Origin of the sequence: Brevibacillus nigriterrae (genome assembly GCF_049846925.1) — a bacterium.
Classification (GTDB): Bacteria; Bacillota; Bacilli; order Brevibacillales; family Brevibacillaceae; genus Brevibacillus_H.
Map to the genome: position 1 here is coordinate 92,342 of NZ_JBNCMT010000019.1, position 13,054 is coordinate 105,395.

Genomic DNA, 13,054 nt, shown 5'->3' on the forward strand with positions numbered 1-13,054 from the left:
CGTGTTACTGGTAAATCCGGGCATGAGCCAAGAAAAATCTTTTCGTGAAAAAGATTATTTCTTGGCTTTTTTACGTATGATGGACATATCCTTTACTAACAAACTCTCTTGGGCGGTGAGATTCGGATGACAGCAGGCAACAGGTATACAATTGAACGTGCTTTTAACAATAATGTTGTCTTGGTCAAAGAATCGCTAACCGATGCGGAGATTATCCTGCTGGGCAAAGGAATCGGTTTTTCCAAGAAACCAGGGGATCAACTGGAAACGTCAGATACCCGAATCGAAAAAAAGTTCAGGTTGGAAGATCAAAATCATATTAAGCAGTACCGTTCCCTGTTAAATCAGGTGGATGAGTCAGTCATTGGTCTCTCAGAAGAGATTATTGCCATCGTAGCAAAGGAACTGAATTCACCATTGAACGAGCACGTCCATGTTGCATTGCCGGACCACATCCAATTTGCTATTCATCGCTTGCGGAATGGGCTTGAGATCGTGAATCCATTTTTGTTTGAGATTCAAACGCTGTATCCCAAAGAATTTGCTTTGGCAAAACGGGCTTCGCAAATGATTGAGGAACGCTTCGCCATCCAGATTCCCGAGAGCGAGACAGGATTTCTCACCCTGCACATCCATTCAGCAGCAAATGCTTCACCCGTATCGAGTACTGTTCGCTTTACCAACCTGATCAAGGAACTGGTTGAGCAAGTAGAGAACCAGATGAGCGTTCGATTGGAAAAAGACAGTGTCGAATACGCACGGCTGATTACTCACTTGCGGTTTGCGATTGAACGTATCCGCCAAGGCAAGGTGGTTGTGAACCCTCTGCTGGATCGAATAAAGCAAATGTGTGGAGATTCGTATACGCTGGCTGAATCACTTTCCCAACTGATTACAGAGCGTCTGGAAATTGCCGTACCGGAAGATGAAGTTGGATATATTGCCATGCATCTGTATCGTTTGACAGAAGTGAAGGATGATAATTAAATAAGGTGGCGTGTTACTAGTGCGACTAGGCATGAGCCCTTGAAGCAGCAAAGGAAATATTATGTTCTTTTGTTATTCTGGGCTCATGCCTTGTTTGTTTTCGATACATCTTCTGTAAACGTCATCAATCCAATTAGCATAAGAACAAGCTACCAAGGAGGACCATATGTTTGGCAAACTTTTCTCTAAAAAAGCAAATGACAAAGAAGTGATCGTGAAAGCACCGTTAACCGGTGAATTGATACCGCTCGAACAAGTACCAGACCCAGTTTTTGCACAGAAAATCGTAGGCGATGGGGTAGCGATAAAGCCGTCTGAAGGAGTTTTGATTGCGCCAGTAAGAGGAAAAGTGCTTCATCTTGCTTCAACTTTTCACGCTATCGGGATTGTTACAGATGAGGGACTGGAACTCCTTCTTCATATCGGAATCGATACAGTCAAGTTGGATGGGCGTGGGTTCAATGCCTGTGTAAAAGAAGGCGATCAGGTAGAAGTAGGAGATAAACTGATCGAGTTCGATATTGCAACCATTGAGCAAGCAGGCTTCTCGACCATCACTCCGGTTTTGGTGACAAACGGAGACAAGGTGGATTCCCGTAAACAGGAAACAACCGGTCAAGTACAGGCTGGGCTGAATGAAGTTATCGTATTAAGCCTGAAGTAGGTGATGGTGATGACCAGAAAGGTTTATAAGGGACGTGTGGTATTACCCGATCAAATCATAGAAAACGGCGTACTGGTGGTAACAGGTGCGACCATCACGTTTGTCGGAGAAGAAGCCAGCTTCGACGTCAGGGACGAAGATGAGGTTGTCGATTACTCATCCAGCTACATTTGCCCTGGATTTATTGATATTCATGTGCATGGAAATGCCGGTCATGATGTGATGGATGGAACCGAGGAAGCGATCGATGAAATCAGTCACAGCCTTGCCCGTTTTGGCGTAACTGGCTTCCTCCCTACTACGATGACTGCTCCGATGGATGAGATCAGGAAAGTCATCGAAAATATCCATCAGATGAAGGCAAAGCAAACCGGGGGAGCACAAGTGCTGGGCGTCCACTTGGAAGGCCCTTGGATCAGTGAAGTCTATAAAGGGGCACAAAATGGGGCTTATATCAGTAACCCTACTTCTGATGAGGTAGATCAGGTGCTTACGTGGATAGATGATCTTCCCTGCGTAGTCACAATAGCCCCTGAAATCTCTGGTGCGGTGGAAGCGATCAAGTCATTGACATCCCGAGGAATCATTTGTTCGATCGGACACACGAATGCGACACATGAAGAGGTGTCGCGGGCGGTGGAAAACGGAGCTTCTCACTTTACCCATGCATTCAACGCCATGCGAGGACTGCATCATCGGGAACCGGGGGTAGTCGGGGCGCTGATGGGAATGAAACAGATGACCTGCGATGTGATTGCCGATCTTGTTCATACACATGCAAGTATTCTCGATATCCTGTACCAGTTGAAAGGGAGAGAGAAGCTGCTATTGATCAGCGACGGGATGAGAGCAGTCGGTTTGCCAGATGGGGAGTACAGCCTCGGCGGTCAAACGGTAATTGTCCGTCAATGCATCGCACGTCTTGCCGATTCTACACTGGCTGGCAGTACATTGTCGTTGCAAAAAGCAGTGCACAACATGGTAGATGAAATCGGAGTTCCATTGATTGATGCCGTTTATATGGCTGCTACTGCTCCTGCTACCAAGTTAGGAATCAGTCACAGCAAGGGAAGTCTTGCAGTTGGTAAAGATGCCGATATAGCGGTACTGTCAGCCGATTTCAGGGTGGTTGAAACGATAGTCAAAGGTATCCCCGTTTATAAGGAGGAGCTTGAACAGTGATTCGATTGATTGTTGCGGAAGATTACAACGAACTGAGTCAGAAGGCGGCTCAAATGGTTAGCAATCAACTTCATCAAAAACCGGATTCGGTAATTGGGTTTGCCACCGGGAGCACACCGCTCGGATTATATGAGCAACTGGTCAAAATGTATCAAGACCAGCAAGTGAGTTTCGGCCAGGTAACCAGTTTTAATTTGGATGAATACATCGGGCTGTCGAACAATCATCCGCAAAGCTACTACCGTTTTATGTGGGATCATTTATTTTCGCAAGTGGATATGGATGAGAAACGAATCAATTTCCCCTCTGTAATCTTTATGGAGGAGACAGGTTTTTGCCATCGATACGAAGAGCAAATTGCAGAGGCTGGCGGAATTGACCTGCAGATTTTGGGGATAGGTGTGAACGGACATATCGGGTTTAATGAGCCAGGTGACACGTTTACGCTACCTACCCATATCGTCAAGCTGGCAGAGGAAACGATCCATGCCAATGCACGCTTTTTTGAAGATGAACAGGAAGTCCCCCGCAAAGCGATAACAATGGGAATTCGCAGCATAATGCAGGCACGCTCCATTCTGCTCTTGGCCAATGGGGAAAACAAGGCAGAAGCCATTCAGAAGATGTTCAGCGAAAAGGCTGACCCGCATATCCCTGCGTCCATCCTGCAATTACATCCAGACGTTACGCTGATTGTGGATAAAGCGGCTGCAGCAGCGTTATTACACGAGCATGGCTCAATCTAAAGAAGAAAAGAGTGATCACGATGAAATCGATTCAGGTCAAGGTTATGAGTGAGGGAGGATTGCACGCTCGCCCGGCATCTCTTCTCGTAAGCAAAGCGACACAGTTCGAGTCAGAAATCATGCTGCAAAAGGGTGAAAAGAAGGCGAATGCCAAAAGCATTCTGAACATCATGGCACTCAGCATCAAGCAAGGCGATGAGATCCGCATTGAAGCAAGTGGACCAGATGAAGAGGCAGCCATTACAACGCTGACTGAGCTGGTTCAAGAGCAGATTGGATGATTGGGGAGGAATCACCATGCTAGTAGGAATAGCAGCGTCTGCGGGAGTTAGTGTGGGCAAAGCGCATATTTTGCGCCAGGAACCAGTACAGACTACCACCACACGGATTCACGAAGATGAGATTGCCAGAGAGACAGAAAAGCTGGAGCAAAGTGTTGCACATGCTTACACCCAAATCGAGGTGTTGCGTGATGAGATGGAATCTACATTAGGTCCTGAACAGGCTGCGATTTTGTCTGCACACCTTGCCTTTCTGGAGGACCCTGGGTTTGTTGGGGAAATGAAAAAAATGATCGCAACGGATCACATCGATGCGGCCTCGGCCGTTCAGCAGATTGTCTCGCAATTTTCTCAACTGTTTGAGGACATGGATGATGAGTACATGCGGGAGCGGGCTGCAGATATTCGTGATGTGGGTAAGCGAATTATGAACGGGTTATTGGGTAAAGGAAGTTCTTCTGTTCCAGAGATGACTGAACCCGTGATTCTGATTGCTGAAGACCTGACTCCTTCTGATACCGTGCAAATGCCGAAAGGATTGGTCAAAGGGATTGTAGCCGCTACGGGCGGAGCCACATCTCATGCAGCCATTTTGGCGAGAGCGATGGGGATTCCCGCAGTACTTGGTGTCGGTTCCTCGTTACTTGAGAGCGTTGCCGCTGGCGATATGGTCATTGTAGACGGCAATACAGGGCAAATTACCATTAACCCGGATGAGGAAACAATAGAAGCAACGCACCAGCAAATCGATCAGTACCGAGCATCTCTAGAGCAGTTGCAAGAACTGCGGGATGTAGAGGCGATTACGCTTGACGGTCATCGGATACTGACTAAAGGAAATATTGGTTCACCTACCGACCTTGAGTGGGTTTTGGATAAAGGGGCAGACGGTATCGGACTGTTCCGCAGCGAGTTCCTTTATATGCATCGAGACAGCCTTCCAACAGAAGAAGAGCAGTTCCAATCGTATCAGACCGTTGCCGAGCAGATGGAAGGGAAGCCAGTCATCATCCGAACCCTCGATATTGGTGGAGACAAACATTTGCCATATCTGGAGTTACCGAAAGAAATGAATCCGTTCCTGGGTTACCGTGCCATTCGCATTTCACTGGATCGTCTCGATATGTTTAAAACACAGCTTCGAGCGATTTTGCGGGCGAGTGCACACGGGAAAATCTATATTATGTTCCCTATGATCTCGCACGTGGAACAGGTGCGGCAGGCGGAACAAGTCCTCCACGAGGTTCAGGCGGAACTGCGAGATGCCGGAGTACCGTTTGATGAGGAAATACAAGTAGGGATTATGATCGAGATTCCTAGTGCTTGTGTGATTGCTGATGTACTGGCAAGCGAAGTTGATTTCTTCAGCGTAGGGACCAATGATCTGGTTCAGTACACACTTGCTGTTGACCGCATGAATGAACGACTTGGCTCACTTTATGATCATTTCCATCCTGCAATAATTCGTCTGCTGAAAATGGTGACGGATGCTGCTCGTCAAAAAGGCATTTGGGTAGGAGTTTGCGGTGAAATGGCTAGTGATCCACTGGCTACCGAATTGCTAGTCGGGCTAGGCATTGTGGAGCTGAGCACCAGTCCGAACAGCATTCTGGCTATAAAGAAGAATATCCGCAGCATCTCGTATCAGGGAGCACAGCAAACGGCTTTGCATGCGCTTACATTAGCAACTGGTGAAGAAGTTCGAGCGTATTTGCAGGCACAAATTCATGCAGACAAGTAAACCTCCTTTGTGAAAAAGGAGAGTTACTTTCTGATATAAAAACTCTAAAGGGAGGTCTTAGTATGTTGGCTTTTCTTCAAAAGATCGGGAAGTCGCTCATGCTGCCAGTTGCAACATTACCGGCGGCCGCACTGCTCCTGCGTTTCGGTGCAATCAACTATGAGACGGAATTCCATCTTGGTCCGGCAGTTGGCGGATTTCTGAATCAGTATGTTGCTCCGTTCCTGTTAGCTGGTGGTGACGCAATTTTCTCAAATCTTGCACTTATTTTTGCTATTGGCGTCGCAATTGGTTTGGCAGGTGACGCAGTAGCGGCCTTGGCAGCAGTTATCGCATATCAGGTACTTATTGCTGTATTATCCAAAGTTCCTGCAGCCATGCCGTGGATTGCTGACGATGCCAAGCTGAACATGGGGGTATTGGGCGGTATTCTCGCAGGTGGTATTGCTGCCTATATGTACAACAAATACCACGATATCAAGCTTCCTGATTGGTTAGGCTTCTTTGGCGGAAAACGCTTTGTTCCGATTGTCACGTCTTTATCGATGGTTATTATCGGTCTGTTGTTTGGTTTGATTTGGGGACCAATCCAGGTAGGTTTGGACAACTTCGGTAACTGGATTGTAAGTTTGGGCGCTGCTGGTGCGGCATTATTCGGATTCTTTAACCGTTTATTGATTCCATTCGGACTGCATCACGTGCTTAACGCAATCGCTTGGTTCCAAATCGGAAGCTTTACCGATGTGGCTGGTAAAGTAGTACATGGTGACCTGACTCGTTTCTTCGCTGGTGATAAATCAGCAGGTATGTTCATGACAGGGTTCTTCCCAATTATGATGTTTGCTCTTCCAGCGGCGGCATTTGCTATCATCCATTCTGCTAAACCTGAGAAGCGTCAAATGGTATCCTCCGTATTTATTGGTGTAGCTTTGGCTTCCTTCCTGACAGGGATTACTGAGCCGATCGAGTTTGCTTTCATGTTCGCAGCACCGCTCTTGTATCTTGTGCATGCGATTTTAACAGGTATTTCAGCGTATATTGTAACGGTCATGGGAATCAAACTCGGCTTTGGTTTCTCCGCAGGTTTGATTGACTACCTCGTTAACTACAAGCTGTCAACGAACCCGCTCTTGATGATTCCAGTCGGTCTGGCATTTGGTGTCGTGTATTACTTCCTGTTCCGTTTCCTGATTGTGAAATTCGACATTAAGACACCAGGTCGCGAAGATGATGATGATCTGGATGCAGATGGTCAATCAGCAGGTGGCAATACGCCTCTACGTGATAAGGCTGCACAGGTTCTCCAGGCGATTGGCGGGAAGTCCAATGTGAAGGATGTCGATGCTTGCATCACTCGCTTGCGCCTTGTGCTGGCAGACGATAAACAGGTAGATGAAAAAACACTCCGTGCACTCGGGGCAGCAGGTGTTATGAAACTGGGGCAAGGCAGTGTGCAAGTTGTTTTCGGAACACAATCAGAAATGTTAAAAGACGAAATCAAGAAGATGTAATCGAATACGTTAGTAGAAGGAAGCTTATCTTTTAGAAGGCTTCCTTCTGTTACATATCTTATCTGGTACCATTGAGGAATTTTTGAAAGGAATGTGGTCAAAAATGCTGCGGTTGCTTGATTGCAAGGCCTCGAACTTTGCCCAAATGAACGGTCAACAGTTGAAACAATCGATTCGTGCATCAGAAGGAAGAGTATTGCTTGCTGAAGTGATTTGCTCGGTACAGCCCTTGCTTAGTGTATCGAATGCCGAGATGGTATCCGCTTTTGGCGCAGATATGATATTACTAAACTTATTTGACGTATTTGATCCAAAAATTAGTGGTCTGGATGTGGATGATCCGAAAGAAGTGATACGGCAACTGAAACAATACATCGGACGCCCGGTAGGAGTTAATCTGGAGCCTGTCGATCCGCATGCCGAGCAAGCAGAAAAGCTGGATACACTTCCGGTAGGTAGAACCGCAACAGAAGAAACGTTCAGGGAAGCCAAGAATCTGGGCTTTGATTTCATTTGCTTGACGGGAAATCCGAAAACAGGTGTTACCAATCCCGAAATCATCCGTGCGATCTCAGGTGCTCGCAAAGTAATGGGTGAGGATATATTGATTATCGCGGGAAAAATGCACGCAGCAGGTGTTGTGGGTGAGGCGGGTGCAGACATAATTAAGGAACAGGATCTTGTTTCTTTTATTGAAGCGGGTGCAGATGTCATTCTCTTGCCTTCACCAGGTACCGTACCAGGAATTACGCTGGAAAACAGCCAAAGGCTTGTCCAGACCGTACATAAACACGGTGCGTTAACTATCCTGGCTACGGGGACCAGTCAAGAGGGAGCGGACGAAGCGACAATCAGACAAATCGCTCTTTACAGTAAAATGGCTGGAACGGATATGTACCATATTGGTGATGCGGGCTATACAGGAATCGCAATTCCGGAAAATATTATGCAATACTCGATTGTTATTCGGGGCAAGCGGCATACGTATGTGCGCATGGCGTCATCGGTTTTGCGATAAATACGCTTATCCATTTTTTATTGGTACAAAAGAGTGCTCTTAGTAGCACTCTTTTCTTTTATCCTTTTTCCCACATAGTCAATTTGCTATAATAAATTGAATCTCAACCATTATGTCTGATAGAGAGAAGGGAAAAAGATGATCCCTCGTTACATAGTTGATTTTGATTTGGACCAACTGCCTCGTACCAAAACAGATGTCGTTGTTGTCGGTGCGGGTATTGCAGGTTTATATACTGCATTACGGGTCAGTGAATATGCAAATGTGATTCTCATCAGCAAAAAAGGGCTGGATGATAGCAACACACGGTGGGCACAAGGGGGAATTGCCGCCGTAACTGCCAAGTCTGATTCACCTGAACTTCATCGTCAGGATACATTGATTGCGGGAGCCGGATTGTGTTCGAATGACGCTGTAGAAGTTCTTGTGCATGAGGGCCCGGAACGATTAAAAGAACTGATTGCCTATGGTACCCAGTTTGATAAAGATTCACACGGACACTACGAGCTGACCAAAGAAGGGGCTCACAGCCAACGCCGCATCCTCCATGCGCAAGGTGATGCGACAGGAGCAGAGATTGTCCGTGCACTTTCGCAAAGAGTACTTGAAACCGCTAACATTACGGTGTTGGAAAATCATTTCACCGTGGATGTGGTGACGTCCAATGAGGAATGTGTCGGAGTGCTTGTGATTCAACCTGATCAGGAATTGGTATTTATTGAATCCTACGCCACCATCCTGGCAACGGGCGGGGCAGGGCAGCTTTATCGATATACAACGAACCCTGATATTGCCACCGCAGATGGTATCGCCATGGCTTACCGGGCAGGTGCGGAGATCAAGGATGTTGAGTTCATTCAATTTCATCCGACGGCACTTTACTATCCGGGTGCTCCCCGTTTCTTGATTTCGGAAGCGGTGCGAGGCGAAGGCGCCATCCTGCGCAATATCAACGGTGAGCGATTCATGCAAAAATACCATCATCAGAAGGAATTGGCACCTCGAGATATCGTAGCGAGAGCGATCGTGTCTGAGATGGAAGAGACTCATTCTTCCTATGTCTATTTGGACATCACTCATGAAACAGAAGAATTGATCAAACATCGCTTTCCGACAATTTATAATAAGTGCTTGGAATACGGACTAGATATGGTAACCGACTGGATTCCGGTAGCTCCTGCTTGTCATTACATTATGGGTGGAGTAAAAACTGACCTGCATGGTGAAACCAGTACGGCACGTTTGTTTGCCTGTGGAGAAGTTTCATGTACGGGTGTGCATGGGGCGAATCGTCTGGCGAGCAACTCCTTGTCAGAAGCAGTTGTGTTTGGACATCGCATTGCGGAGCGAATCAAGCGTTTGGCACCATTAGCCGACATCGGCCAGGTACAATCCAAACACAGCAAAGACGGCAAGGCCCGTAGTACGAAACAGGAGCGAGTAAAATTACAAAAGCTGATGCTTCGATATGTCAGCTTAAAGCGCCATGAAAAAAGTTTACTCAAAGCTATCAGCGAGCTGGAAAAGATGCAGAAGTTCTTTAACTGCAACTATCGGGATCGAGAAGCATTCGAGTATCTCAATTTGTTGACTGCTGCCATGTTGACTACTCGAGCGGCTTTGCTGCGTGAAGAGAGTCGTGGCGGTCATTATCGTGAAGATTTCCCGAATCGGGATGATCTGGTCTGGCGAAAACACTCATTACAATCAATTCAATTCGGTGTACGAGAGGAAAGTGATCAATCCGATGTGGAGTAAACGGGAGCTTCGACGAAAAATCGAGGAATGGTTAGATGAAGATATCGGTTTTGGCGATATTACAACGACAAGTACAATTCCGGTGGCCGAGCAAGGAGTAGGCATTCTCTATGCAAAAGAAGAGGGTGTAGTTGCTGGATTGCCGATTGCGGAATTAGTTTTCGAGGTCATCGATCCTTCGTTGGGTTTTGTTGCTAAAGTGGAAGAAGGAGCGGTTGTTACAAAAGGGCAAGCCATTGCTGAAGTTACAGGATCGGTTCAATCCATATTAAGCGGCGAACGGTTGGCGCTTAATCTCTTGCAGCGTCTATCAGGAATTGCTACCCGTACAAGTGAATTTGTCAAAGAAATCGAGGGAACCAAGGCTAGGGTAGTAGACACACGTAAAACAACGCCAGGTCTGCGCTTGATCGAGAAATACGCTGTTACTGTTGGTGGCGGACATAATCATCGGTATGCGCTATATGATGCAGTCATGATCAAAGATAATCATATTAAAGGAGCGGGTGGCATCACTCAGGCAGTAGAAGCAGCACGTGCAGCCATTCCTCATACCATGAAAATTGAAGTAGAGACAGAATCGTTGGCTCAGGTAGAAGAAGCAGTGTCTGCAAAAGCGGATATTATTATGCTGGACAACATGTCACCGGATCAAATGAGAGAAGCGGTTCAATTTATCGCTGGCAGAGCAATCGTAGAAGCTTCCGGCGGGGTAAACCTTGAGACCATACGCTCTATCGCAGAGACGGGTGTTGATGTCATTTCCGTTGGAGCACTTACCCATTCTGTTAAAGCGCTTGATATTAGTCTTGATCTCAATCAACGGAAGAGATAAGAAGGGGATAAACCGATGCTATTGGTGATTGATATCGGAAATACCAACATCGTTCTTGGCATGTATGAAGAGGAAGAACTGCGTTTTCATTGGAGAGTGGCAACTGATCGGAACAAGACGGAAGACGAGTACGGTATGTTGATCCGCAGCTTGTTTGAAAGTGTTGGTCTTACGTTCAAACAAGTGGAGGGTGTCATCGTTTCTTCTGTTGTGCCCCCTATTAATTTTGCTATTGAAAGAATGTGCAGCAAGTACTTTCACAAGAAACCGTTGGTCATTGGCCCAGGAATCAAAACCGGACTGAATATCAAGTATGAATATCCTCGTGAAGTCGGTGCAGACCGGATTGTCAATGCGGTAGCTGCGATTCACTATTATGGATCACCCTTGATTATTGTTGATTTCGGTACGGCTACTACTTTTTGTTTTGTCGATGAACAGGCGCAGTATTGGGGCGGTTCGATTGCACCTGGGATCGGAATTTCTACGGAGGCCTTGTATAGTCGGGCAGCCAAGCTCCCTCGTATTGAGATTGCAAAGCCTCCTAGTGTCGTAGGGCGCAACACGGTAGCTGCCATGCAGTCGGGGATATATTATGGGTTTGTTGGACAGGTAGAAGGAATCGTGCGTCGGATCAAGGGAGAGTCCAAGGTCGAACCAATCGTTGTTGCGACGGGGGGTTTAGCTTCTCTGGTCTCAAATGAAACAAACTGTATTGACATTGTAGATCCGAATTTGACGCTAAAAGGTCTCCGACTGATCTATGAACGGAATAAATAGCCGAATGAAAAAAGAGAGCGGAATGGCTCTCTTTTTTTCTGTGCTGCTCTAATTACTCGGGAATGTTCGCACCAGCGACACGATCTCCGGAATTGCCTGCTGGATCCGTTATTTGATCATCTTCTTTTGCGTGGATAATAACGGATTTGCCGAGAAGTGAGTTCTTATCTCCTTTTATTAAATTGGCACCTTCGATTAGTAATTCAGCATTAGCCGTTCCGTCTTGATTAACCTCAAGGTTTGGCATGTCACCGAGGTGAGGCCCTTCTGGATTTTTCAAGCCGTGATTTTTACCATAAGGATTGAAATGTTCACCTGCTGTTGAGAAATCAAAGTCAGTAAATGCTTTTTGATGAATATGTATCCCGTGCTTACCTGGGGACAAATGTGAGGCAGAGACTTGCAGTTTTACACCTGTGTCTGTATTCGATAAAGTAACGGCACCTATATTTTGACCATTGGCATTGTACAATTTTGCAGTAAGAGTACTAATAGGTGCTTTCTCTCCGATTGCAGAAAGATGAGGTGTGGCATAGATAACTCCAGTGCCAACAAGTGAACCAATCATCACTGCCAAAAAGATGTTTTTCCACTCTATGCGTTTCAAATGCTATCGCTCCTTGTGAAAGAAATTTTTACAAACAAATGTAGTATGTCCATTGACTATTAAAGTCTTACCCAATATGTGCTTGGCAAATTCATAGAAAAAGCTCTTTTTTCTCCCGATTGCCATTATTTCATGGAGATAGCAAGAGATTGAAAGGGGTTTTCTTGACATAAGAATTTCACAAAGAGTCGATTTTTAACGATTCATTCTATTGAATAGAGGGTAAAATAGTGGTCGTCGATATAGTTTCATAAAAGGGAACCGATGCAGTTTCATCAATTAGAAAATGATTGGTATCTGGATCAAGTTGATACGATTGGAGAGAGGATTATTATTGGGAACTTGCCACTAATGGTTTTGATTATCGCCGTTGTAGCAGCGATAGCCATAGCCATTTTATACGTTATGATCAGGAAAATTATCTATCCTCTGAAAGATTTACAAAACACTGCTGAGCAAATTGCTGCTGGCGAACTTATTGAGGACATGATTCAAGATTCAAGAAAACCATAATAGATAAAGATGAAATTGAAAGTAATCTATTCGTATTAGCGTATTTGAGTGACCCGCTATGTAACTGCGGGTCTATTTTTGATAGTTTTCCAATAGCTGCATTTGAGAGTGGATTACATTTATGATAAATTAATATTCTGCTTGTCAGATGTTGTTTAGTAGATATGTAAAATTTCCAAATGTTGTGGGTTGAATTACGTGGATTCGATGTGATATATTAGTGTTCCGGCCGTTGAATAACTTACTTTAACGCTCGGTCAACTTTCCAAAAAATGCGGGTTGCATTAATAGATTTAACATGATATATTATAAACCTGCCTCTCAAGCGAGAAGGTTGATGAATAAACTAAATGCTCTTTGAAAACTGAACAATAAAGCGTTTTATAGTGAATCAAAACACTAGCCAAGTGAATTGTTTTGCAGTTTAGAAT

Annotated in this window: 13 protein-coding genes; 12 read left to right on the forward strand and 1 reads right to left on the reverse strand. The window is 45.6% G+C overall.

All coding sequences use genetic code 11. The annotated features are described in order from the left end of the window. Nucleotides 1–126 precede the first annotated feature (126 nt). From glcT to ACPW7N_RS15340, 11 genes are all read left to right on the forward strand, one after another. On the forward strand, nucleotides 127–987 hold the full coding sequence (glcT, locus tag ACPW7N_RS15290; protein WP_425651964.1) for a glucose PTS transporter transcription antiterminator GlcT: 861 nt from the start codon (nucleotides 127–129) through the stop codon (nucleotides 985–987). A 166-nt stretch (nucleotides 988–1,153) separates the two neighbouring features. Next, complete coding sequence (locus ACPW7N_RS15295; RefSeq protein WP_425651965.1) at nucleotides 1,154–1,651, forward strand: PTS sugar transporter subunit IIA; 498 nt, start codon at nucleotides 1,154–1,156, stop codon at nucleotides 1,649–1,651. Between the two features lie 9 nt (nucleotides 1,652–1,660). Beyond that, a complete protein-coding gene (gene nagA / locus ACPW7N_RS15300; RefSeq protein ID WP_425651966.1) occupies nucleotides 1,661–2,833 on the forward strand; it encodes an N-acetylglucosamine-6-phosphate deacetylase in 1,173 nt (390 codons plus the stop codon). Next, complete coding sequence (gene nagB, locus ACPW7N_RS15305) at nucleotides 2,830–3,579, forward strand: glucosamine-6-phosphate deaminase (RefSeq protein WP_425651967.1); 750 nt, start codon at nucleotides 2,830–2,832, stop codon at nucleotides 3,577–3,579. The genes nagA and nagB overlap by 4 nt, the downstream gene beginning before the upstream one ends. A gap of 20 nt (nucleotides 3,580–3,599) precedes the next feature. Then, nucleotides 3,600–3,860: an HPr family phosphocarrier protein gene (locus ACPW7N_RS15310; protein ID WP_425651968.1), complete on the forward strand. Its 261-nt coding sequence runs from the start codon at nucleotides 3,600–3,602 to the stop codon at nucleotides 3,858–3,860. 16 nt (nucleotides 3,861–3,876) lie between these two features. Next, entirely contained in the window at nucleotides 3,877–5,601 is a 1,725-nt protein-coding gene (gene ptsP, locus ACPW7N_RS15315; protein WP_425651969.1) for a phosphoenolpyruvate--protein phosphotransferase, read from the forward strand. Between the two features lie 62 nt (nucleotides 5,602–5,663). Continuing rightward, nucleotides 5,664–7,112 (forward strand): N-acetylglucosamine-specific PTS transporter subunit IIBC, encoded by a 1,449-nt coding sequence (nagE, locus tag ACPW7N_RS15320; RefSeq protein ID WP_425651970.1) that lies wholly within the window; start codon nucleotides 5,664–5,666, stop codon nucleotides 7,110–7,112. A 103-nt stretch (nucleotides 7,113–7,215) separates the two neighbouring features. Beyond that, the gene (locus tag ACPW7N_RS15325; protein WP_425651982.1) at nucleotides 7,216–8,130 is read left to right on the forward strand and encodes a DUF7916 family protein; all 915 of its coding nucleotides are present in this window, start codon (nucleotides 7,216–7,218) and stop codon (nucleotides 8,128–8,130) included. A gap of 138 nt (nucleotides 8,131–8,268) precedes the next feature. Then, nucleotides 8,269–9,888 (forward strand): L-aspartate oxidase, encoded by a 1,620-nt coding sequence (nadB, locus tag ACPW7N_RS15330; RefSeq protein WP_425651971.1) that lies wholly within the window; start codon nucleotides 8,269–8,271, stop codon nucleotides 9,886–9,888. Further along, a complete protein-coding gene (nadC, locus tag ACPW7N_RS15335; protein WP_425651972.1) occupies nucleotides 9,878–10,723 on the forward strand; it encodes a carboxylating nicotinate-nucleotide diphosphorylase in 846 nt (281 codons plus the stop codon). The genes nadB and nadC overlap by 11 nt, the downstream gene beginning before the upstream one ends. 15 nt (nucleotides 10,724–10,738) lie before the next feature. Beyond that, on the forward strand, nucleotides 10,739–11,503 hold the full coding sequence (locus ACPW7N_RS15340) for a type III pantothenate kinase (protein WP_425651973.1): 765 nt from the start codon (nucleotides 10,739–10,741) through the stop codon (nucleotides 11,501–11,503). Nucleotides 11,504–11,555: 52 nt separating this feature from the next. On the opposite strand, the gene ACPW7N_RS15345 is transcribed toward ACPW7N_RS15340, so the two are convergent. After that, nucleotides 11,556–12,110, reverse strand: a complete 555-nt coding sequence (locus tag ACPW7N_RS15345; protein ID WP_425651974.1) for a superoxide dismutase family protein — start codon at nucleotides 12,108–12,110, stop codon at nucleotides 11,556–11,558. A gap of 264 nt (nucleotides 12,111–12,374) precedes the next feature. Here ACPW7N_RS15345 and ACPW7N_RS15350 point away from each other — a divergent pair, with 264 nt between their 5' ends. Then, nucleotides 12,375–12,623 (forward strand): hypothetical protein, encoded by a 249-nt coding sequence (locus ACPW7N_RS15350; RefSeq protein WP_425651975.1) that lies wholly within the window; start codon nucleotides 12,375–12,377, stop codon nucleotides 12,621–12,623. Nucleotides 12,624–13,054: the final 431 nt, after the last annotated feature.